Origin of the sequence: Sphaerisporangium viridialbum (assembly GCF_049674955.1) — a bacterium.
Taxonomy (GTDB): Bacteria; Actinomycetota; Actinomycetes; order Streptosporangiales; family Streptosporangiaceae; genus Sphaerisporangium; species Sphaerisporangium viridialbum.
The window spans coordinates 1,685,881-1,707,666 of sequence record NZ_CP187232.1; the positions used below are offsets into that span (position 1 = coordinate 1,685,881).

22 protein-coding genes are annotated in these 21,786 nt (G+C 72.0%); 20 read left to right on the forward strand and 2 right to left on the reverse strand.

Annotated elements, in window-relative coordinates; all coding sequences use genetic code 11:
• Positions 1 to 17: 17 nt before the first annotated feature.
• Genes ACOZ38_RS07730 through ACOZ38_RS07740 form a run of 3 tightly spaced genes read left to right on the forward strand, consistent with a single transcriptional unit; the run spans position 18 to position 2,801 of the window.
• On the forward strand, positions 18 to 1,232 hold the full coding sequence (locus tag ACOZ38_RS07730) for a methyltransferase domain-containing protein (RefSeq protein ID WP_424529420.1): 1,215 nt from the start codon (positions 18 to 20) through the stop codon (positions 1,230 to 1,232).
• On the forward strand, positions 1,225 to 2,199 hold the full coding sequence (locus tag ACOZ38_RS07735) for an NAD-dependent epimerase/dehydratase family protein (RefSeq protein WP_424529421.1): 975 nt from the start codon (positions 1,225 to 1,227) through the stop codon (positions 2,197 to 2,199). The genes ACOZ38_RS07730 and ACOZ38_RS07735 overlap by 8 nt, the downstream gene beginning before the upstream one ends.
• Positions 2,196 to 2,801, forward strand: coding sequence for a dTDP-4-dehydrorhamnose 3,5-epimerase family protein (locus ACOZ38_RS07740; protein WP_424529422.1), 606 nt, complete (start codon positions 2,196 to 2,198; stop codon positions 2,799 to 2,801). The genes ACOZ38_RS07735 and ACOZ38_RS07740 overlap by 4 nt, the downstream gene beginning before the upstream one ends.
• Before the next feature lie 9 nt (positions 2,802 to 2,810).
• On the opposite strand, the gene ACOZ38_RS07745 is transcribed toward ACOZ38_RS07740, so the two are convergent.
• The gene (locus ACOZ38_RS07745) at positions 2,811 to 3,920 is read right to left on the reverse strand and encodes a DegT/DnrJ/EryC1/StrS family aminotransferase (RefSeq protein WP_424529423.1); all 1,110 of its coding nucleotides are present in this window, start codon (positions 3,918 to 3,920) and stop codon (positions 2,811 to 2,813) included.
• 200 nt (positions 3,921 to 4,120) lie between these two features.
• Between ACOZ38_RS07745 and ACOZ38_RS07750 the strand changes: the two genes are divergently transcribed.
• Positions 4,121 to 5,302 (forward strand): macrolide family glycosyltransferase, encoded by a 1,182-nt coding sequence (locus tag ACOZ38_RS07750; protein WP_424529424.1) that lies wholly within the window; start codon positions 4,121 to 4,123, stop codon positions 5,300 to 5,302.
• On the forward strand, positions 5,302 to 6,834 hold the full coding sequence (locus tag ACOZ38_RS07755) for a BTAD domain-containing putative transcriptional regulator (protein WP_424529425.1): 1,533 nt from the start codon (positions 5,302 to 5,304) through the stop codon (positions 6,832 to 6,834). Before ACOZ38_RS07750 ends, ACOZ38_RS07755 begins: the two co-directional genes overlap by 1 nt.
• On the opposite strand, the gene ACOZ38_RS07760 is transcribed toward ACOZ38_RS07755, so the two are convergent.
• The gene (locus ACOZ38_RS07760; RefSeq protein ID WP_424529426.1) at positions 6,750 to 8,363 is read right to left on the reverse strand and encodes an FAD-dependent monooxygenase; all 1,614 of its coding nucleotides are present in this window, start codon (positions 8,361 to 8,363) and stop codon (positions 6,750 to 6,752) included. The two genes, ACOZ38_RS07755 and ACOZ38_RS07760, sit on opposite strands and share 85 nt — an antisense overlap.
• A 134-nt stretch (positions 8,364 to 8,497) precedes the next feature.
• Here ACOZ38_RS07760 and ACOZ38_RS07765 point away from each other — a divergent pair, with 134 nt between their 5' ends.
• From ACOZ38_RS07765 to ACOZ38_RS07835, 15 genes are all read left to right on the forward strand, one after another.
• Positions 8,498 to 9,250, forward strand: coding sequence for a 3-oxoacyl-ACP reductase family protein (locus ACOZ38_RS07765; protein WP_424529427.1), 753 nt, complete (start codon positions 8,498 to 8,500; stop codon positions 9,248 to 9,250).
• Positions 9,251 to 9,325: 75 nt separating this feature from the next.
• Positions 9,326 to 9,616, forward strand: coding sequence for an acyl carrier protein (locus ACOZ38_RS07770; RefSeq protein ID WP_405145035.1), 291 nt, complete (start codon positions 9,326 to 9,328; stop codon positions 9,614 to 9,616).
• The gene (gene fabZ / locus ACOZ38_RS07775; protein WP_424529428.1) at positions 9,613 to 10,125 is read left to right on the forward strand and encodes a 3-hydroxyacyl-ACP dehydratase FabZ; all 513 of its coding nucleotides are present in this window, start codon (positions 9,613 to 9,615) and stop codon (positions 10,123 to 10,125) included. Before ACOZ38_RS07770 ends, fabZ begins: the two co-directional genes overlap by 4 nt.
• A 3-nt stretch (positions 10,126 to 10,128) precedes the next feature.
• Positions 10,129 to 11,193, forward strand: coding sequence for an aminomethyltransferase family protein (locus tag ACOZ38_RS07780; protein WP_424529429.1), 1,065 nt, complete (start codon positions 10,129 to 10,131; stop codon positions 11,191 to 11,193).
• 31 nt (positions 11,194 to 11,224) lie between these two features.
• Entirely contained in the window at positions 11,225 to 13,492 is a 2,268-nt protein-coding gene (locus ACOZ38_RS07785; RefSeq protein WP_424529430.1) for a beta-ketoacyl synthase N-terminal-like domain-containing protein, read from the forward strand.
• A complete protein-coding gene (locus ACOZ38_RS07790; RefSeq protein WP_424529431.1) occupies positions 13,489 to 14,217 on the forward strand; it encodes a nitroreductase family protein in 729 nt (242 codons plus the stop codon). Before ACOZ38_RS07785 ends, ACOZ38_RS07790 begins: the two co-directional genes overlap by 4 nt.
• Positions 14,214 to 15,455 (forward strand): FAD-dependent oxidoreductase, encoded by a 1,242-nt coding sequence (locus tag ACOZ38_RS07795; protein WP_424529432.1) that lies wholly within the window; start codon positions 14,214 to 14,216, stop codon positions 15,453 to 15,455. The genes ACOZ38_RS07790 and ACOZ38_RS07795 overlap by 4 nt, the downstream gene beginning before the upstream one ends.
• Positions 15,452 to 16,321: an alpha/beta fold hydrolase gene (locus tag ACOZ38_RS07800; RefSeq protein WP_424529433.1), complete on the forward strand. Its 870-nt coding sequence runs from the start codon at positions 15,452 to 15,454 to the stop codon at positions 16,319 to 16,321. Before ACOZ38_RS07795 ends, ACOZ38_RS07800 begins: the two co-directional genes overlap by 4 nt.
• Positions 16,322 to 16,340: 19 nt before the next feature.
• A complete protein-coding gene (locus ACOZ38_RS07805) occupies positions 16,341 to 17,246 on the forward strand; it encodes an ACP S-malonyltransferase (protein ID WP_405145042.1) in 906 nt (301 codons plus the stop codon).
• Positions 17,243 to 17,671, forward strand: coding sequence for a phosphopantetheinyl transferase (locus tag ACOZ38_RS07810; RefSeq protein ID WP_424529434.1), 429 nt, complete (start codon positions 17,243 to 17,245; stop codon positions 17,669 to 17,671). The genes ACOZ38_RS07805 and ACOZ38_RS07810 overlap by 4 nt, the downstream gene beginning before the upstream one ends.
• A 1-nt stretch (position 17,672) precedes the next feature.
• Positions 17,673 to 18,521, forward strand: coding sequence for an ester cyclase (locus ACOZ38_RS07815; protein WP_424529435.1), 849 nt, complete (start codon positions 17,673 to 17,675; stop codon positions 18,519 to 18,521).
• Between the two features lie 11 nt (positions 18,522 to 18,532).
• A complete protein-coding gene (locus ACOZ38_RS07820; protein WP_424529436.1) occupies positions 18,533 to 19,318 on the forward strand; it encodes an alpha/beta fold hydrolase in 786 nt (261 codons plus the stop codon).
• Entirely contained in the window at positions 19,315 to 19,797 is a 483-nt protein-coding gene (locus tag ACOZ38_RS07825) for a hypothetical protein (RefSeq protein ID WP_424529437.1), read from the forward strand. The genes ACOZ38_RS07820 and ACOZ38_RS07825 overlap by 4 nt, the downstream gene beginning before the upstream one ends.
• Complete coding sequence (locus ACOZ38_RS07830; RefSeq protein WP_424529438.1) at positions 19,797 to 20,813, forward strand: right-handed parallel beta-helix repeat-containing protein; 1,017 nt, start codon at positions 19,797 to 19,799, stop codon at positions 20,811 to 20,813. The genes ACOZ38_RS07825 and ACOZ38_RS07830 overlap by 1 nt, the downstream gene beginning before the upstream one ends.
• A complete protein-coding gene (locus tag ACOZ38_RS07835; RefSeq protein ID WP_405145048.1) occupies positions 20,810 to 21,757 on the forward strand; it encodes an ABC transporter ATP-binding protein in 948 nt (315 codons plus the stop codon). Before ACOZ38_RS07830 ends, ACOZ38_RS07835 begins: the two co-directional genes overlap by 4 nt.
• Positions 21,758 to 21,786 lie beyond the last annotated feature (29 nt).

A 21,786-nucleotide genomic window follows, 5' to 3' on the forward strand; every position in this document is an offset into this window, starting at 1 on the left:
TACCGAAGGAGTCAGTCATGTCATGCCGGGTCTGTTCGGGTCGGCTCACCGAGTTCGCGGACTTCGGGCGCCAGCCCGTCTCCGACGCGTTCGTCACCCCCGGCGACACCAGGGAGGAGTTCTCCTTCCGGCTCGCGGTAGGGATCTGCGAGACCTGCACGATGGTGCAGCTGCTTGAGGAGGTCCCCCGGGAGCGCATGTTCCACGAGGCCTACCCCTATCTCTCCTCCGGCTCCTCGGTCATGCGCGAGCACTTCCAGGCACTGGCCAAGAGCCTGCTGGCCACGGAGCTGTCGGGGCCCGACCCCTTCGTCGTCGAGCTCGGCTGCAACGACGGCACGATGCTCAGGAGCATCGCCGAGGCGGGCGTGCGGCACCTGGGCGTCGAGCCGTCCGGTGGGGTGGCCGACCTGGCCGCCTCCAAGGGGGTGCGGGTGGTCAAGGACTTCTTCGAGGAGGCGACCGCGCGCCGGATCCGCGACGCCGACGGCCCGGCGGACGTCATCTACGCCGCCAACACCCTGTGCCACATCCCGTACATGGAGTCGATCCTGAGCGGGGTCGACGCGCTGCTGCGGCCGGACGGCGTCTTCGTGTTCGAGGACCCCTACCTCGCGGACATCCTGGAGCGCGCCTCCTTCGACCAGATCTACGACGAGCACTTCTTCTACTTCGCCGCCGGGTCCGTGCAGGAGATGGCGCGGCGGTCGGGGTTCGAGCTGGTCGGCGTCGAGCGGCTGCCCGTGCATGGAGGCGAGGTCCGTTACACCCTCGCGCGCGCGGGCGCGAGGCGGCGGAGCCCGGCGGTGGACGAGCTGCTGGCCGCCGAGGCCTCGGCCGGGGTCACCGACCTGGCTACGCTCCGGGGGTTCGCCGCCCGCGTCGAGCGCACGCGCGACGAGCTCGTGGAGCTGCTGACCGGCCTGCGCGACAAGGGGGCCACGGTGGCCGGGTACGGCGCGACCGCCAAGAGCGCCACCGTGCTGAACTACTGCGGCATCGGGCCCGAGCTGGTGCCCTTCATCTGCGACACCACCCCCGCCAAGCAGGGCAGGCTCACGCCCGGATCGGGCATCCCGGTCAGGGGGCCCGAGGCGTTCGCGGGCCCCTACCCCGAGTACGCCGTGCTGTTCGCCTGGAACCACGCGGAAGAGATCATGGCCAAGGAACGGGCGTTCAGGGAGGCGGGCGGCAGGTGGATCCTGTACGTCCCCGAGGTGCGCCTTGTCTGACCCGGGCGGGCCGCTCGTCGTGGTCCTCGGCGCCTCGGGCTTCGTGGGCTCCGCCCTGGTCGAGAAGCTCGTCCTCCGTCGCGTGCGGCTGCGCCTGGTGGCGCGCCGGCTCTCGCCGGTCCCCGGCGGCGGCCCGGCGGAGGTCGACGTACGCCGCGCCGACCTCGCCGTCCCCGGCCAGGTCGCGGAGGCGGTCGCGGGGGCCGACGTCGTGGTCAACATGCTGCTGCACGGCGACTGGCGCACGGCCACGGACGCGGTGGACCAGGTGAACCGCGGTGTGGTGAGCGACATCGTCGAGACGATCCGGGCCGAGCGCGGGCCGGGCCCGCCGCCGGTCGTCCTGTTCCCCGGGTCGACGTCGCAGGCCGGCTCGCGGGTCCCGGCCCGCATCGACGGGACGGAGCCCGACGACCCCGAGACCCCCTACGACCGGCAGAAGACGGCCGCGGAGGGCCTGCTCAAGGCGGCCACGGCGCAGGGGGTGGTGCGCGGCGTCACGCTGCGCCTGCCCACGGTGTTCGGTGGCGGCGTCACGCCGGACGCCGACCGCGGCGTGGTCGCGGCGATGGCGCGCCGCGCCCTGGCCGGCGAGCCGCTCACCATGTGGGGCGACGGCGGCGTCGAGCGCGACCTGCTCTACGTCGGCGACACCGCCGAGGCCTTCCTGGCGGCGCTCGACCACGCGGACGCGCTCGCAGGCGGGCACTGGCTGCTCGGCACGGGCCGGGGCACGAGCGTCCGCGACCTGTTCACCGCCATCGCGGAGGCCGTGTCCGAGTACACCGGAGCCCCTCCCGTGCCCGTCATCTCCACACCACCGCCGGATGGGGCGACTCTCATGGACCTGAAGAGCGTGGTGGCCGATCCGGCCGCCTTCCGGCGGCGCACCGGCTGGACGGCGCGGGTGCCGCTCCAGGAGGCGCTGCGCCGCACGGTCGCCTCCGTGGCGGGCGGGCGGGCATGAGACACCGCGAGCTGGCGGTGACCGGCGCCTTCGAGTTCGTCCCCGAGACGTTCCCCGACGACCGCGGCGCCTTCGTCTCCACCTTCCAGGAGGCGGCTTTCGCCGAGGCGGTCGGGCACCCGCTGTTCCCGGTCGCGCAGGCCAGCCAGAGCACGTCGAAGCGGGGAGTGGTCCGGGGCGTCCACTACACCCTCGCACCGCCGGGGACGGCGAAGTACGTGTACTGCACCAGGGGCAGGGCGCTGGACATGGTGGTCGACCTCAGGGTGGGGTCGCCGACCTTCGGCCGCTGGGACCAGGTGGAGCTGGCCGGCGACACCTGCCGCTCGGTCTACCTCCCGCCGGGCGTCGGGCACGCCTTCGCCGCGCTCGACGACGACACGGTGGTGTGCTACCTGCTCTCGCAGGAGTACCGGAAGAAGAACGAGCTGGCGGTGTCGGTCTTCGACGCGGAGATCGGGCTGCGCCTTCCGTCCGGGCGGGACCCGATCCTGTCGGAGCGCGACATGCTGGCCCCCACGGTGTCCGGCGCCGCGGAGCGCGGCCTGCTGCCCCGGTACAAGGCCTGCCTGGCCGTCGAGAAGGGGTTCGGGCGGCCCTGAACCGGGAGGCTACAGGGTCTTCAGCACCTCGCGCAGCGTGGAGATGACCTTCTCCTGCACCTCGACCGGCAGCGAGGGGTACATCGGCAGGGAGAAGATCTGGCCGGCCAGCTCCTCGGTCACCGGCAGGCTGCCGCGCGCGTAACCGAGATGCGCGAAGCCGGACATGGTGTGGACCGGCCAGGGGTAGCTGATGTTGAGGTGGATGTCGTGCGCGCGCAGCGCCTCGATGATGTCGTCGCGCCGGGGATGCCGCACGACGTACAGGTAGTAGACGTGCTCGTTGCCCTCGGCGACCGAGGGGAGCACCAGCTCGGTGTCGCTGAGGCCCTCGGCGTAGCGCGCCGCCACGGCCCGCCTGCCGGCGATGTACCGGTCGAGCCTGCGGAGCTTGCGGCGCAGGATCTCGGCCTGCACCTCGTCCAGCCGGGAGTTGTGCCCCGGCGTCTCCACCACGTAGTACGTCTGCTCCATGCCGTAGTAGCGATGCCTGCGCAGGTTGGCGTCCACGGCGTCGTCGGAGGTGATCGTCGCCCCGCCGTCCCCGTAGGCGCCGAGCACCTTGGTCGGGTAGAAGGAGAACGCGGCCGCCGCGCCCGTCGACCCGGCCACCCTGCCGTGACGGCGGGCGCCGTGGGCCTGCGCGCAGTCCTCCAGGATCACCAGGTCGTGCCGGGCCGCGAGCCGTTCGAGCGGCGCCAGGTCCACGCACTGCCCGTACAGGTGGACGGGCAGCAGGCACCGGGTGCGCGGGGTGATGGCGGCCTCGACCTGGGAGACGTCCATCAGGTAGGTGTCCGGGTCGACGTCGGTGAAGACCGGGGTGGCGCCCACCCCGTCGACGGCGACCACCGTCGGCGCCGCCGTGTTGGACACGGTGATCACCTCGTCGCCCCTGCCGACGCCCAGGGCCTGCAGGCCGAGCTTGATGGCGTTGGTGCCGTTGTCGACGCCCGCGCAGTGGCGCACCCCGTGGTAGGCCGCGAACTCCCTTTCGAAGGAACGGACGCTCTCGCCGAGGACGAGCTGCCCGGAGCGGAACACGGTCTCCACGGCGTCGGCGATGTCCTCGCGCTCGGCGTCGTACTCCGTCAGGTAGTCCCAGACACGGGTGGGCATCGACGTCCTCCTCGGATTCGGGCTTAGCGTAATCACGGCCGCCCGAATAGGGGAACCCCTATCGGGTGGGGTGGGTGAGGGGGGGTGACAGGGGGGATTAGGGGGTGACGTGATTCGGGGAACCCTTATTAGGTTCATTAGTAGCGCATACCCGCGTAATCTGCCGGAGAGATTCCCACATGACGCGACACTATCTTTTCATGTGTCATCCCGATCATGGTCATGTATTACCGAATCTGGCCGTGGTCGCCGAATTGGTTCGCAGAGGAAACCGGGTCACCTACCTGACCGCGCAGAGCATGGCGGCCATCGTGGAAAAGACCGGTGCCACCGTTCTGTGTTACGACTCGAAATACCGCAAGGCGAACTTCCTGGATCTGGCGAACGACCCGCTGTATCTGCTGTCCCTTCTGCTGGACGAGAGCCAGTCCATGCTGGAGGCTCTCGACGAGTGGATGCCCGGCCGGCCGGACATGATCGTGTACGACACCTCCATCCTCTACGCGGGGCGCGTCCTCGCCAGGAAATGGCGGCGCCCGGCGGCGCAGCTCATCCCCTTCTTCGCGTCGAACCCGCACTTCTCCTACCTCAACGCCATCTACAACCACGGCGGGGACGGCCCGGGCGAGGGCCCCACGCTGTCCCGCTGGGTGGACGACATGCTCATCAGGATCGGCGCGATGGCCGGCTCCCACGGGGTCGACGTGCCGGCCGCGGAACTGTGGTGGGAGGTTCAGGACTTCAGCCTGGTCACCATCCCCCGGGCGTTCCAGTTCGCGGGCGACACCTTCGACGAGCGGTTCGCCTTCGTCGGGCCCTGCCTGGGAGAACGGAGCTTCCTCGGCGAGTGGGAGCCCCCGGCGGGCGGGCTTCCGATCGCGCTGGTCTCGTTCGGGGCGGTGTTCAACCAGCACCCCGAGTTCTTCCGCACCTGCGTCGAGGCCTTCGGTGACCTGCCATGGCACGTGGTCATGACGGTGGCGGAGGGACTGGACCCCGCCGAGCTCGGCCCGCTGCCCCCCAACATCGAGGTGCACCGCTGGGTGCCGCACCTGACCGTGCTGCGCCACGCGTCCGTGGCGGTCACGCACGGCGGCATGGGCACGGTCATGGAGGCCCTGCACTCGGGCTGCCCCATGGTGGTCGTCCCGACCTCCGACCTCGACCGGCCCACAGGCAGGCGCATCGAGGAGCTGAGCCTCGGCCGGGTCCTGCCTCCCGGGGAGGTCACGGCGGAGCGGCTGCGCGAGGCCGTGCTCGGCGTCGCGGCGGACCAGGACGTGCGGCGCGCCACGGACGCGATGCGGCGGGACGTCCGGGCGGCGGGCGGGGCCGTCCGCGCCGCGGACGAGATCGAGCAGTACCTGACGCGGACCGGCTGATGGGCGGGACGCTCGAGTTCCGCGTCCTTGGACCGCTCAGGGTGTTCAAGGACGGTGCTGAGCTGCAGATCTGCGCGAACCGGGAGCTGGCGATCCTGGCGAGCCTGGTGCTGAACGCCAACCGGGTCGTCAGCGTCGACCGGCTCATCGAGACGGTGTGGGCCGGTTCCGCGCCGAGGAGCGCGTGGCGGCAGATCGCCATCTGCGTGTCGAGGCTGCGCCGGACGCTCGGCGCGGGCGCGATCGAGACGTCCAGTCCCGGCTATCTCCTGCGGGCGGGCGCGGACACCATCGACTGGCTGCGGTTCAGGGCGCTGGTGGCGCGGGCACGCGGCGAGGAGGCGGGGAGGGACCGGCAGGACACCGTCCAGCTCCTGCGGGAGGCGCTCGGGCTGTGGCGGGGGAACCCCTTCGAGGACCTCCGGGGCCTGCGCTACGACGTGGCCCGTATGGAGGAGTCCCGGCTGGAGGCCATGGAGGCCTGCCTGGAGCTGGAGATCGAGCTCGGGCGCCATCACGAGGTGATCCCCGAGCTGCTGGCCCTGGTGGCGGAGTGCCCGTTCCGCGAGCGGGTGCGCGCCCAGCTCATGCTGGCGCAGTACCGGGCGGGACGCCGGGCCGAGGCGTTGCGCACGTACCAGGAGACGCGCAGGTACCTGCTGGAGCAGATCGGCCTCGAACCCGGCCCGGCGCTGCGGCGGCTCCACGACCAGATCCTCAGGGACGAGTCCGCGCTCATGCGGCCTCCCGCCCACCGGCCGGGCGCCGGCCTGGTCGTCCCGTCCCAGCTACCTCCGCAGGTCCTGCCGTTCGTGGGCAGGAACGAGGAGACCGTGGCGCTGGACGTGGCGATGCGGCCGGACCCCGGGGTGGCGGTGCCGGGCACGATGGTCGTGAGCGGCCCGGCCGGCGTCGGGAAGACCGCGCTGGTGCTGCGGTGGGCGCACAACCGGATCGACTGGTTCCCCGACGGCCAGCTCTTCGCCGACATGGGGGGAAACGGCGAGGGAACGGCACCCGAGCCGGACGCGGTCGTCGACCGGTTCCTGCGGGCCCTCGGCGTGCCCGCCCAGGACATCCCCCTTGACCACGCCGAGAAGCTGGCCCTCTACCGCAGCTGGACGGCGCGCAGGCGGCTGCTCGTCGTGCTGGACAACGCCAGGGACAGCGAGCAGGTACGGCCCCTGCTGCCCGGCGGCGCGAACTGCCGGGTGATCGTCACCAGCACCGATCCCCTCGACGAGCTCGTGGCCAGGCAGGGGGCGCACCGCGAGTTCGTACGGCCGCTGGCGGCGGAGGTGGCCAGGGAGCTGGCGGACATGCTCGTCGGGGCGTCGTACGCTCCGCTCGGGGCGCAGACGGTGACCGACCTCGTCGCCACCTCGTCGGGGAACCCCCTGTCCCTGCGCCTGGGCGCGGCCAGGATGTGCTCGCGGGCGGGGCCCCGTCACGACCTGGCGAGGATCGCGGCCAGCGCCCCGGCCAGCGCGTCCTGCGACGCCTCCCCGCCGGGCGACCGCCACCCGACGTGACCGTCGGGGCGGACGAGTACGGCGCCGTTCGTGCCCACGCCGTACTCGTCCGCCCAGGTGGGAGAGGTGAGCGGGGCGGAGCCGTCGGGGGAGATCTCGACCGTGGTGAGCGCCGCGCCGAGCCGGTGCGCCGCCTCCTTGGCGGGCTGGAGCCACCCGCCGCCCGCCGGGGTCATGAGCGTGAAGGACGGGCCGAGCAGGTCGAGCGTCGACACCCGGCCGCCCTGCCTCGACAGCCAGACGTGGGGGGCGCGGTGACCGGGCCTGGCCGTCGGGACGTAGGTACGGTACGGGTCTTCGGGCGCGGGCTCCGGCGTGCCGTCGGGGACCACGGCGTCCGACCGGTAATGGAAGCCCAGGATCAGCCCTTCGGAGCTGCGGCGGCCGGCCTGCTGCTCGATCGACTCCCGCATGGACAGCTTTCCCTGCATCATGCGGAACGTGATGAGGGCGTTGACCAGGCTCTCCTCGACCGTGCGGCTCGCGATCGGGCGGCGCTCGGCCTCGTAGGTGGCCAGCAGCTCCTCCCCTGCGATCCCGCGCAGCACGGCGGCCAGCTTCCAGGCGAGGTTGTGCGCGTCCTGGATGCCGCAGTTCATACCGAACCCGCCCTGCGGGGTCGCCACGTGCGCGGCGTCCCCGGCCAGGAAGACCGGGCCGTCGCGGAACCCGGTCGCGACCACGGCCTGCTGCAGCCACGGCATGACGCCCAGGATGCGGACGGGCAGGTCGGGGATGCCGACGGCCGAGCGGACGGCCGCCAGGCACGCGTCCTCGGTGAAGTCCTCGGCGCTGCCGCCCTCGGCCGGGTCGTACCCGGTCTGGAGCATCCACCGCCGCCGGTTGTCCACCGCCTCGACCGCGCACGGCGGGTCGCTGCGCAGGAAGGACAGCGCGGCGCGCCGGTCGCCGGGCAGGCCGCCGAGGTCGGCGTCGAACATGACGCTGACCATGTGGCCCATCGGGGGAGGCCCCTCTACCCCGATGCCGAGCCCCTCCCTGATGGTGCTGCGGCTGCCGTCCGCGGCCACGAGGTACCGCGAGCGTACGAGCGTGCGGCCCTGGCCCGACTCGACGACCGTCTCCACGCCGCCCGGGGTGGTACGCGTCTCGGTCATGGCGGTCGCGAACCGCACCTGCGCCACCGGCTGCTCCTCGGCGTGCCTGCGCAGGATCACTTCGAGCAGGTCCTGGGAGCACAGGCAGGTGTAGGTCGGGCTCTGCGGGGCGTCCTCCTGGATCGCCGCGGCCGCCCTGAGGAAGTCGCCGGCCGCCAGGGACGTGCCGACGCCCACCGCGAGGACGCCCTCGCGGGGCATGCCGGTGCGCTCGACCTCCTCCTGAATTCCCCAGGCGCGAAAGAGCTCCATGGTCCTGGTGGAAATGAGGCGCGCTTTCGGGAAAATCGACGTTCCCGGGTGCTTCTCGACGAGGAGTGAGGATATTCCGTGCCGAGAGAGCTCAATGGACGCGGACAGGCCGACCGGGCCGCCGCCGACGATCAGAACTTCGACATCGAGCGTATCCATGGTGTCAGGGTCGTATATGCCGTTATCTCAGTCAATGCAGGGATAACTCGGTGATGCAGCCGTGATATCTCGCCCTAGTAGCTTTTCGTGCAGATCCCCAATTGTTTGATTTGTCGTCAAACCTCCTGGAGGCGATGATGCTCTTTGCCGAAGGCTCCGTGGCCCTGGTGACGGGCGGGTCGCGCGGCATCGGCCGGGCCGTCGCGCTCGACCTGGCCAGGGAGGGCGCCCACGTCATAGTCAACTACGGCCGCTCCGAGCAGGACGCCAAGGACGTCGTGGCCCAGATCGAGAGCGAGGGCGGCGGCGCGACGGCCGTACAGGCGGACGTCACCGACGAGGACGCCGTGCGGCGGATGTTCCGCGGGGTGCGCGCCGACCACGGACGGCTGGACGTGCTGGTGACCAACGCCGGCGTCACCCTCGACCGCTACCTCATCGCCATGAACCTCGACCAGTTCCGCGGCCCGATGGACACCAACGTCACCGGCACGTTCCTGAGCTGCCGCGAGGGCCTGCGGCTCATGCAGCACCAGCGCAGCGGGTCGATCGTGACGATCTCCTCCAGCAGCGGGCTCGACGGCGGCTTCCCCGGCCAGACGAACTACGTCGCCTCGAAGGGCGCGATCATCGCCTTCACGAAGGCCCTGTCGAACGAGGCCGCCCCGCACGGGGTGCGCGCCAACGTCGTGGCCCCCGGCTTCGTCTCCACCGACATGACACGCAAGGTGCCCACCGAGATCAGGAAGCAGTACGAGTCGCGCATCCGGCTGGGCCGCATCGGGCGGCCCGAGGAGATCGCGTCGGTCGTCAGCTTCCTCGCCTCGGACAAGGCGTCGTACATATCCGGCGCGGTGGTGGTCGCCCACGGCGGCGGCCTTGCCTGACCCCCCTCCCGGCCGCCGGCCGGCACCCGAGCCCGACCAGAACCACAAGCCTGCCCCGATGCCCAAGGAGGATAGATGACCATCGATGAGCTCCGTGCGAAGGCCGCCGAGCGTCAGCAGACCTGCACCCAGATCAAGAAGATGATCGTGTCCCGGCTCGACCTGGAGATCCAGCCCGAGTGGATCACCGATGACCAGCCGCTCTTCGGGCGCGGCCTCGAACTGGACAGCCTCGATGTCCTGGAGCTCTACGTCGCCATCGAGGCCGAGTTCGGCGTGGCGCTGTACGACAGCGAGATGGCCGTCTTCGGCTCGGTGTCCCGGCTCGCGGACGAGGTCAACCCCGCGCTACGGGCCACGGCATGACGCTCGACGTGGCGGCCGAGGTCGAGACCGGCCCCGCGGCCGACGCGGCGGCGGCCGTCATCTCGGGCCTGACGAACGACCAGATCCGCGAGGTGCTCCCGCACCGCTGGCCCATGCTCCTGCTCGACCGCGTGGGCAAGGTGGAGCCGGGCGTCAAGGGAACGGCGACCAAGAACGTCGCCGGCACCGAGCTGTGGTTCCAGGGCCACTTCCCGAGCGAGGCCGTGCTGCCCGGCGTGGTCATCGTCGAGGCGATGGCCCAGCTCGCCGGGGTGGTCTTCGCCCTCGCGGGCGCGAGCAGGATCAGCTACCTGGCCGGGGTCAGGTCGATGCGGTTCCGCCGCCCCGTCGTCCCGGGCGACCAGCTGGTCCTGTCCGCCGAGCGCACCGGAGGCGGCGGAGGCTTCGCCGAGTACCGGGTGTCGGCGCGGGTGGACGGCCACGTCGCCGCCGAAGGAAACCTCACGATCGCCGACCCCGCCGGCAACGTCTCCGTACGAAAGGTGTGAACCATGGCTACCGTCCTCGCGAACCTGCATCCGGAGGACACCGTTTACGGTCAGGTGGGCGACGCTTCCGTCCCGCTGCGCTTCTCCGCGGTCTCCGACGAGTACAAGGTGCTGAGGGAGCGCGCCGCCGTCCTCGACCTCAGCGGCCACAGCCTCATCGAGGTCACCGGTGACGGCGCCGTCGACTTCGCGCAGCGGGTGATCGCCCGCGACGTCGAGTACCTCACCTCCGAGCGCTGCATGATGAGCCTCATCCTCGACGAGTCGGGGCAGGTCGTCGACCAGGTCCTGGCCTTCGGCCGGGAGAACGGCATGCTGCTGGAGAGCTCCTGCGGCGCCGGCACGCGCCTGCTCGCGCACCTGAGGGAGAACAACGACGAGGGCGTCGAGATCACCGACCGCTCCGGGGAGCTGACGGTCCTCGGCCTGGAGGGCCCCTACGCCTGGGGCGTGGTCGGCAGGCTGATCGACGGCGAGCTGGCCTCGCTGCCGTTCGAGTCGGTCGTGGACACGACCTGGGGCGACACCGAGATCATCTTCGCCCGGACCGGCTTCACCGGCGAGTACGGATACCAGATGATCGTCCCCCGGGAGGCGGCCCCCGAGCTGTGGCGGCAGGCGGTCGAGCACGCGGGGGCGGCGGGGCAGGAGGCCCTGGAGCTGGCGATGCTGGAGGTCCGCCAGCCGATTCCGCGCCACGAGGCCACCGAGGGCACCACGGTGATCGAGATCGGCGCCAACTGGCTCGTCGACGTCACCAAGGACGAGTTCATCGGCAAGGACGCGGTGCTCAAGGCGCTGGAGTCCGGCCAGGGACGCCGCACGGTCGGCTTCAGCGGCGGCGCGTCGGTCCCCTCGCCGGGCGCCCGGGTGCTGGCGGGCGGCCAGGACGTGGGCGAGGTGGTGCACGCGGTGCACAGCGTCGGCCTCGGCACGACCCTCGGCCTCGCGCGGGTCGACGCCGACCTCGCCGCCGCGGGACTGGAGTTCACCGTGGAGGACTCCGAGGTGACCACGCTGACCAGCCCCTACATCGTTCCCAAGAGCTGGAGCATCCCGATCATCTGATCCGCGTCGATCGTCTGATGAGGAGACAAGCATGGCGCTGCGCCCCGTCGTCGTCACCGGCCTGGGAGTCATCTGTGCCATCGGCCGCGATCCCGCGGAGTTCTGGCAGCGGCTCACGTCCGGCCAGGGTGGCCTCACTCCGGTCGAGGACGAGACCTTCGCGGTGTTCGAGGCACGGCACGCGGGCCAGGTTCCCGACGAGTGGATCACCGGGCAACTGCCGGACTCCGACGCCGGCCTGGACCGCACCGCCCAGCTTGCCCTCATCGCGGCACGCCAGGCGGTCGAGCAGGCGGGGCTGACCCGCGACGACCTCGATCCCGACCGGTTCGGGATCATTCTCGGCAAGTGCCAGGCGACTCCCGACGCGGCGGGGCGCTACCAGCCCATGCACCGCACCGAGGACGTGGTCGCCGGGCGGCTGGGCATGCGCGGGCCGCGCATCCTGGTGTCGACCGCGTGCGCGGCCGGCGGCAACGCCGTCGGCCTGGCCAAGGACAAGATCCTCACCGGCGAGGCCGACGTGGTCCTCGCGGGCGGGGTGGACCCCCTGCTCTTCGGAACCTACGCCGGATTCGCCGGGCTGAAGGCCCTCAGCACCGGCCCCTGCCGCCCGTACAGCCACTCCGACGGGCTCAACCTTGGCGAGGGGGCGGCGTTCCTGCTGCTGGAGCCGCTGGACCGGGCGCTCGCCAGGGGAGCCACGCCCCTGGCCGAGGTCGCCGGGTACGGGCTGTCGGCCGACGCCTACCACGCGACCGCGCCGGACCCCACCGGCCGGGGCGGAGCGAGCGCCATGCGGCGCGCGCTCGCCGACGCCGGGCTGACCCCGGACGACGTCCACTACGTCAGCGGTCACGGCACCGGAACCCCGGCCAACGACTCGATGGAAGCCAAGGTCATGCGAGTGGTCTTCGGCGAGCGGGCGGGCCAGGTGCCCACCAGCAGCATCAAGTCGTTCGTCGGGCACACGCTCGGCGCCGCGGGCGCGGTGGAGGCGGTCGCCAGCGTGCTGGCGCTGCGGCACGGCACCGCGCCGCCCACCATCGGCTTCGGCGAGGACGCCGTGCCCGGCGACCTGGACTTCGTGCCCAACGTGGCCAGGCGGATGCCCATCGACACCGTCGTGTCCAACAACTACGCCTTCGGCGGCAACAACGTCGCGCTCGTGCTCACGACGCCGCGCGGCGAACGCGACCACGACGAGCTGCCGTCGCGAGAGGTCGTGATCACGGGTCTCGGACCCGTCAGCGGCCTCGGCGTCGGCGTGGCCGAGGTGTCCGAGGCGGTCGTCGCGGGCCGCCAGGCCCTCGGCCGGGCTCCCTCCCTGGACGGCAGGACGTTCGCGCCACGCTCGCTGTGGCGGCACATGAACAACCTGTCCCGCATGGCGATCGCCGCCTCCCGGCTCGCCTGGGAGGACGCGGAGCTCAAGCTGCCGAGGAAGGACCTGGACAACGTCGGGCTGGTGTTCGCGACCGGCGCCGGGTCCGCCGAGAGTACCGGCGGCTTCGACGAGAGCATCGCGGCCGACCCCAACAAGCCGGCCGTGCTGAGCTTCTCCAACGTGGTGCTGAACGCCACGGGCGGCGCCGTGTGCCAGACCCTCGGCCTGCGCGGCCCGACCACCACCATCTGCAACGGCGGGGCCTCGGCCTCGATCGCCCTGGACTGCGCGCTCGAAATGATCAGAGCGGGCAAGGCGGACGTGGTGCTCGTGGTCGCGGCGGACGAGACGGTCGCGGCCGTACCGAAGGACGCCACGGTCTCCCCGTACGACAGCGGGGGCTCGGGCCCGGTTCCCGGATCCGCCTCCGTCGCCTTCGTGGTGGAGTCGGCCGAGCACTGCGCCGGGCGCGGCGGGCGGCCGTACGCCCGCGTCCTCGGCACCAGCCACGCGGGCGCCGGCGGGGAGGACGGGCGCGAGCCCATCGCCCGGGGTCTCACCCGCATCCCGAGCGCCCGTCCCGACCTGGTGGTCGGCGCGGGGACGGGGGGCCCGCACGACGCCGAGGAGGCCGCCGCGGTGCTGGAAGCCGCGCCGGAGGCCGTCCTCACCACCTCCGCCGGGCACACCGGCGACTGCCAGGCCGCGACGGGGGCGATGAACATCGCCCTGGCGGCACTGGCCATCCGCGACGGGATCGCCCCCGCCCTCACCGGGCTGGCGTCCCCCCACGTGGGCGACCTCGACTCCTACGTCACCAAGCCCAACCTGCCCGGCCCCGTCGGCCGGGCACTGGTGCTCACCGCCGCACCGCGGTCCGTACGCGGCGCCGTGCTGCTGGGGGCTCCATGACCGGCGCCCCCTTCGACGTCACGGAGACCGATCGGCTGCTGACCACCACCCGCTCCGTCCGGCGCCGGCTCGACCTCGACCGGCCGGTGCCCCGCGAGGTCGTGGAGGAGGCGCTGGAGGTCGCCGTCCAGGCCCCGACGGCCAACAACCACCAGAACTGGCGCTGGCTGGTCGTCACCGACGCCGCAGTCAAGGAGAAGCTCGCCGAGCTGACCCTGACGTCCTGGCAGTTCCACAGGAACGACATGTGGACCAACGCCGGCAGGCGCAGGAACAACAGCCAGGCGCGCAGGAACTACGAGTCCGCCGAGGCGCTCGTCGAGACGATCGCGCGGGTGCCCGTCCTGGTCATCCCGTGCGTCCTCGGCAGGCCGCCGGACGTCGCGGCCATCAACGCCGCGTGGGACGACCGGATGTCGGGCAAGGACGCCGACGACCCCGGGCACCTGGTGCAGCACGGCTGGATGCGGGCGAGCATCTTCTACGGCTCGATCTTCCCGGCCGTCTGGTCGTTCCAGCTCGCGCTGCGCAGCCGTGGTCTCGGCAGCACGATCACCTGCATGCACGTACCCCACGAGCGGCAGGTGGGCGAGCTGCTCGGAATCCCGACCGGGGTCACGCAGGTGTGCATGATCCCGGTCGCCTACACGGTGGGCACGGAGTTCCGCCCCGCCGATCGATACAGCGCCAAGGAACGCACGTACTGGGAGAGGTGGGAGGCATGACCGTCGACTACGCCGACGTCGTCATCGTCGGAGGTGGCATCTCGGGCGCGTCGGCGGCCTGCAGGCTGGCCGCCGGAGGGCTGTCGGTCGTGCTGCTCGAGAAGCAGGAGACCTACAAGGACCTGGTACGCGGTGAGTGGCTCGCCCCCTGGGGCATCCGCGAGGCCCAGCGGCTCGGGGTCTACGACTGCTTCTCGGCCGGCGGCGGCTGGGAGATCCGCGAGTGGATGACCTGGGACGAGGCCGTCTCCGGTGAAGAGGTCGAAGCGGTGGACATGACCCGCTTCATCCCCGGCATCGGCGGGCCGCTGGCGTTTCCGCACCACGCCGTCTGCGAGCTGATGGCGGCGCAGGCCGTGGACAGCGGGGCCCGGCTGGTCATGGACGCGGCCCGTATCGGCGTCACCGCGGGCGCCGAGCCGGTGGTGACCTACCAGACCCCCGAGGGCGACCACGAGATCAGGGCCAGGATGGTGCTCGGCGCCACCGGGCGCGGCTGCACCGTCGGCCGGCAGATCGGCGTCACGATGCGCAACTCCATGCACCACTGGGGCGGCGGGATGATGGTCGAGGGCATGGACGGCTGGCCCGCCGACGTGCAGGCCATGGGCACCTCGGGCGACGTCATGTTCATGGTCTTCCCCCAGGGGTACGGCCGGGCGCGCCTCTACCTGAACTTCCCCACGGTGAACAAGCACCGTTATCGCGGCCCCGGCGGCGTCGAGCGCTTCCTCGCCGCCTTCGAGCTCGAATGCCTGCCCGACCGGGGCAAGGCGGTCACCGAGGCCATCCCCGCGGGGCCGCTCTCGGTGTGGCCGTCGGTGTCCAGCGTCCCGGAAGGGCCCCCGCTGCGAGAGGGCGTGGTCCTGATCGGCGACGAGGCGGGCAACGCCGACACGGTGCTCGGCACCGGGCTGTCGTGCGCGATGCGCGACTCGCGGACCGTCTGCGACATCCTCCTCGCCGGCGACGACTGGTCGCCGAAGGCGTTCGACCCCTATCTGGAGGAGCGGGCGTTCCGCCTGGAGCGCCTGGACTTCGGCGCGTCCATCATCAGCAGGCTGCACGTGGAGTTCGGCGAGGCCGCCGTCGAGCGGCGGCGGCGGGTCCGCCGGCTCATGGCGAAGAACTTCGCCGCGCAGGTGACCGGGCTGCTCAACATGGTCGCCCCCGAGGACGTACCCGAGTTTGGCTTCAGCGAGTTCTTCGCTGAGCGGCTGTTCAGGGAGACGGCATGAACGAGAAGAAGACGGCGCGGGTCAACGACGTGGACATCGCCTACATCGACGAGGGCGAGGGCGACCCCGTCATCCTGCTCCACGGTTTCCCCGACTCCTCGTACCTGTGGAGGAACCAGATCCCCGCGCTGGTCGAGGGGGGTTTCCGGGTCATCGCGCCCGACCTCCGGGGCTTCGGCGACTCCAGCAAACCGCAGGAGATCGAGGCCTACGGGATGCAGACCATCCTCAACGACGTCGTCGCGCTGACCCTCAAGCTCGGCATCCGCAAGCCGCACGTCGTCGGTCACGACTGGGGGGCGGCCATCGCGTGGATGTACGCCTTCCTGATGCCCCGCAGGGTCGACCACCTCGCCGTGCTGTCGGTGGGGCACCCGGGCGTCTTCGCCACCCCGTCGATCGAGCAGCGGGCCGCCTCCTGGTACATGCTCTTCTACCAGTTCCCCGGGGTCAGCGAGGAGCTGCTGCGCCGCAACGGGTGGCGGCTGTTCAAGGAGATCATGGGCAGGGACGGCGACTACGACCGCTACCTGCGCGACCTCGCCAGGCCTGGCGCCCTCACCGCCGGGCTGAACTGGTACCGGGCCAACCGGTCGCCCGAGGCCGAGCTGCGGCCCGCGAGGCCCTTCCCGCCCGTGCTGTCGCCCACCCTCGGCATCTGGTCGTCCGGGGACAAGGCGCTGCTCGAAGAGGGCATGTCGGCGTCCGGCAAGTACGTCAAGGGGCCGTGGCGGTACGAGCGCGTCGAGGACGCCGGTCACTGGATCCCGCTCGACGCCCCCGACCAGGTCAACAAGCTGCTTCTCGGCTTCCTCGGCACCGAGCGGGCCGCCACTGAGGAAAGGCGCCCTCGGCGACGGCTGTAGGCGGAAGGGGTGGGCGTAAATGCTTGGCTATCTGTTCCCCGGACAGGGCACGGTGCGCGTCGGGATGGGCGCGTGGCTGCGCCGCAGGCCGGCGGCGCGCGACCGGCTCGACGAGGTCGACGGGCTGCTGTCGCGGCCGATCTCCCCGGTCTGCGCCAGGGGGCCGCTGGAACGGCTGGTGGCGACCGAGCACGCGCAGGTGGCGGTGACCGCGTGCAACCTGGCCGCGCTCGCCGTGCTGTCCGAGGAGGGGTTCGAGCCGAGCGTGGTCGCCGGGCACAGCGTCGGCGAGCTGAGCGCCCTGCACGCTGCCGGTGTGCTCGGCCTGGCCGACACCGTCCGGCTGGTGGAGCTGCGGTCCCGGCTGATGGCCGGGGTCGGCGTCATCGGCGGGATGCGCGCGGTGATGGGCCTGCCGGTCGAGGAGGTGGAGGCGCTGGCCGCCGAGGCGGGCACCGATGAGGAGCCGCTGGTGGTCGGGCTGGAGAACGCGCCGGGCCACGTGGTCGTGTCCGGCGCCCTTCCCGCGCTCGAACGGCTGGCGTCGATCGCCTCCACGGCCCGCAAGATCGTGCCGCTCCAGGTCGGCAACGCCTTCCACTCGCCGCTGATGGCCTCGGCCGTACCCGGCTGGGCCGAGGCGGTGCGCGCGGCGCCGATGAGCCCGCCGCGCGTCCCCGTGGTCCCCAACGTCACCGGCGAGCCCACCACCGACCTGGACGTGATCAGGGACGCCCTGGTCGCCCAGCTCACCGGGCGGGTGCTGTGGACCGCCACCGTGGCCGCCGTGGACGAGATCGCCCCCGGCGTCGAGGTGGGGGACAGCAAGGTGCTCGCCGGGCTGTCCCGCCGCGCCGGAGCCCGTTGCCTGAGCATGGCCGACCCGGCCACGCTCAGGCGCCTGCCGAGGGAGCGGGCGGCATGAACCGCTGGGGCAGCGCGATGGTCGGCTTCGCCGGGCTCTCCCGGCCGCAGGAGCTGGTGGGCGACATGCGGCTGGAGGAGGTCTACACCCCGGCCGAGCGGCTCAGGTCGGGGTCGGGCCGCTCGCTCCAGCACTGGGCGGGCCGCCTGGCCGGCAAGTACGCGGTACTGCGGCTGCTCGGCGTCCCCGCGACGGCCGAGCACCTCGGCCAGGCCGAGGTGCTGCCCCGGCCCACCGCCAACTGCGAGAGGACCGCCGCCTGCCACACCGGGCACCCGCCCGCCGTACGGCTCGGCGGGGCGCTGGCGAAGGCGGCGGACCCCGGCAGTCAGATACGGCTCTCGCTCAGCCACACCTCGGGCCGGGTGCTCGCGGTGGCGGTCGCCTCGGGGCGGCTCCCCGAAGACGAGATCGGCGGGGGATGACATGGACGTGCGGAAGATCGCGGAAGCGCACCTTTCGGCCTGGCAGGCCGGTGACGCCGCGGCCGTGGCCGCGTCGGCCGCCTCCTACAGCGACCCGGACTCCGGCGGCGCGCTGAGCGGGGACGCGCTGGAGGCGCACGCCGCCGGGGTGCTGGCCCGCTTCAAGCAGCTCCGCTTCCTGGTCGACCGGGTGACGGGCGACGACGGGGCGGCCACCTTCTGGTGGACGCTCCAGGCCGACCACCGCGCCCCCTACCTGGGCATGCCGGCGGTCGGCGGGGCCGTCAGCGTCACCGGCACCGACCTGGTGACCCTCGGCGAGGACGGCGTGCACGTGCGGCGGTGCTTCGACCGGCTCGCGGTCGCCGAGGCGCTCGGCTACTCGGCGCGGTTCGTGCCCGAGGCCGACGAGGTGCGGGAGTTCGGCACCAGCGCGCGGGCCACCGCAGGGCGTACGGAGCGCCCCGGGGCCCTGACGCTGACCTGGCTGGAGGTGCGCGACGACGCGGAGGCCGCCGATGTGGACCTGCTGAGCGTGGAGATCGTCAAGTCCCTGAGCGCCTCCAAGGGCTTCCTCGGCGTCGCCACCTTCGACATCGGGGACCGCAAGTTCACCCTGAGCGCCTTCGACCGTCCGGAGTCGGTCCGCGCGGTGCACGCGAGGCCGCACCAGCGGGCGATGCGCCGCTTCTTCAAGAGCGGGCTGTGCACCCGGGCGTTCACCAGCGTCTGGCTTCCCTCCGCCGTACGCGACTACGCCCGCTGTCCCAACTGCGGCGGGGTCGTGAAGGTCGGCGAGGGCGCGGCCTGCGGCTGCGGGTGGGTTCCCGAAGACGTCTCCCTACTGTGACTGGAGCAGCCATGTCCGATTTCACCACCGAGCACAGGCTCGGCGACGGCACCCGGCCGGCCGTGGTGTTCATGTCCGCGCTGTTCGCCGGTGGCTGGATCTGGGACCACCCCTTCCGGCACCTTTCGGCGGCCGGCTGGGGCGTCCTGCGCACCAACGAGGCGATCTGCGCGCTCGACCGTCAGGTCGCCGGATCCATCGAACGCCTCGGCGACGCGCTGCTGGAGTCCTGTGACGCCGCGGGGATCGGTGACGTCATCGTCTGCGCGAACTCGCTCGGCGGCCTGGTGGCGATCGACCTGGCCGGCCGTCACCCGGAGCGGGTGCGGGGCATCGTCGTGAGCGGCGCCCCCGGCCTCACCGCCGACCCCGACGTGGGGCTGAGCTTCGACCGCAGGGGGAGCGTGCGGCCCGTCGGCGAGGAGTTCGGCGACCGCATGATGGCCGCCCTGTTCCACAGCGAGGAGCGCTTCTTCACCGACGCGCAGATGGAGGAGGTCGGGACCATGCTCCTCCAGCCCTCCGCCATGGTCAGCATGGCCCGCAGCCTCAAGGCCACCCGCAAGTACCAGGTCAAACCGGCGCTGGACAAGGTGGCGACCCCGTCGAAGTACATCTGGGGCCGGCACGACCGGATGACCCCGGTCGTGCCGTGGCTGACCGTGCTCGCGGAGTACCCCGAGGCCGAGGTGGTGGTCGTCGAGGGCAGCGGGCACATCCCGATGATCGAGCGTGCCGAGGAGTACACCGCCCACCTGGTGCCCTTCATCACCCGCTGCGCCCAGGTCCCGGCATGACCTCGCCGGTGCTGATCGGCGTGGACATCGTGGAGGCCGGCCGGCTCGCCCGGGCGGCCGAGCGCGGCGGGGCGGTCTTCAGCCACCACATCACCACGCCCGCCGAGCGGGAGCTCGGCGCGGGCGAGGCGGCGTTCCCCGTGAAGGAGAGCTTCATCAAGGCGGTCGGAGGCCGCCCGCCCGGGTTCAGCTGGCACGACTTCGAGGCGCGGGCCGAGCGGCCCGCCGGGTGGACCGGCCGGTTGCTCGACGAGGCGGCCGAGGAGCTCACCGCGTCGACCGGCCTCACGCTGACCGGCGGCGCGACCTACGCCGTACGCGGCGCCTGCCGCCGCGCCGCCCTCGTACGGCTGGCGCGGCACGAGCGCCCGGCGGGCCCGCTGGACGGCGGGGTGGCCGGCGCGGCCCGGTGGGGGCACGGCGCCGGGCTGCTCGTCTCATTGGCGATCGTCTTCGTCGACAGGAAGGGGGACCAGTGATGTCCCTTGTGAGGTCGGTCCAGCCCGGCGAGTCCATCCAGCGCGCGCTCGACGAGGCGGGGCCAGGGGCGCGCATCCAGCTCGCCGAGGGCACGTACGCGCAGAGCGTGTGGATCAGGCACAGCGGTGTGACGCTGAGCGGCATGGGCCAGGGGCGCACCCTGCTGGTCCCCGGCGACTCACCGCCGGCGGACGTCCCCCGGCTCCACGACGCCTCCGAGGACGTCGTCAGCGGCGTCAGCGTGCACGGCGAGGGCGTCGGCGACGTCACCATCGACGGGCTCACGGTGAGCGGGTTCTCCGGCGCGGGCGTCTACGCCCACTCGGTGAACGGGCTGGCGGTGAAGGACGTCGAGGCCAGGGACAACGCGGTCTGGGGCATCTACGTCCGCGAGTCCGGCGGCTGCGAGGTGGTGGGCTGCCGCGCGTCGGGCAGCCAGTACGGCGGCATCGCCCTGAGCTTCTGCCCCGAGGCCAAGGCGCTGATCGCCGGCAACGAGACCTTCGCCAACGCCTTCGGCGTCTTCGTCGACAACTCCTCGGGGGCGCGCGTGGTGCGCAACGTCAGCCACGGCAACGCGATCGGCATGATGCTGCTCAACCAGACCTACGAGGGTGAGCCGGACGGCGGCGTGCGCGACTGCCTGGTATCGGGCAACGAGCTGCGCGGCAACGGGCTGGCCGCCGGCGCCGAGCCCGACGGGCTGGGCGCGGCGGGCCCGCCGATCTCCGGGGTGGGACTCGCGCTGATCGGGACCCACCGCGTCAGCGTCGTGGACAACCTGATCCACGACAACCACCCGAGCGGCGAGTCGGTCATGGGCGGCGCGTTCGTGCTCGGCTCCTCCAAGGACTGGGGAGGCGACGACGCCCTGGACAACCACATCCTGTGGAACCAGGTCACCGGCAACAGCCCCCTCGACTTCCAGATCGACGCCGACCTCGGACGGCAGACCTTCGCCGGCAACCAGGCGGACAAGGGCGTCCCCGAGGACGCGGAGGGGTGGCGGCGATGACGGGTCCTGTGTCCGCCATGTCCTGCTCCGGCCTGAGCAAGAGGTACGGCGACGTCGTGGCCGTCCAGGACGTCGGCTTCTCCGTCGCGCCCGGCCAGGCCTACGGGCTGCTCGGCCCCAACGGCGCGGGCAAGACCACGACGATCTCCATGCTGGTGGGGCTGCTGCGGCCTGACACGGGCACCGTGCTGGTGGGCGGCATCGACCTCGCCGCCGACCCGATGAAGGCCAAGTCGAAGATCGGCTACGTGCCGCAGGAGATCGCGCTCTACCCCGAGCTGACCGGCCGGGAGAACCTGCGCTTCTTCGGCAGGCTCTTCGGCCTGCCGCGCCGCGCGCTGGCGAAGCGCATCGACGAGGTGCTCGAACTGGTCGGGCTGTCCGACAGGGCCGACGGCAAGCTGGACACCTACTCGGGCGGCATGAAGCGGCGGATCAACATCGGCGCCGCGCTCCTGCACGAGCCCGAGGTGCTGATCCTGGACGAGCCGACCGTCGGCGTCGACCCGCAGAGCCGCAAGGCCATCCTCGACGGGGTCGAACGGCTCGTCGCCGACGGCATGGCCCTGCTGTACACCTCGCACTACATGGAGGAGGTGGAGCGGGTCTGCGACCGGGTCGCGATCATCGACCACGGCAGGATCGTGGCCGACGGCACCCGCCACGAGCTCGTCTCCATGGTCGGCAGCGCGGACAAGATCGAGCTGATGCTCGACGGTGACGTCGACGTCGCGTTCGCGAAGCTGCGCACGGTGGAGGGCGTCAACGAGGCGGTCAGGACCGGCACCGGCTCGGTGCGGCTCATCGCCGAGGGCGGCCGGTACCTGCTGCCCGCGATCATCACCGCCGTCGACGGCATCGCCACCGTGACCGCCGCCGAGGTCATCGAACCCGACCTGGAGGCCACCTTCATGCACCTCACCGGCAGCACCCTGCGGGACTGACCATGTTGAGATCGCTTCTTACGGTAAGC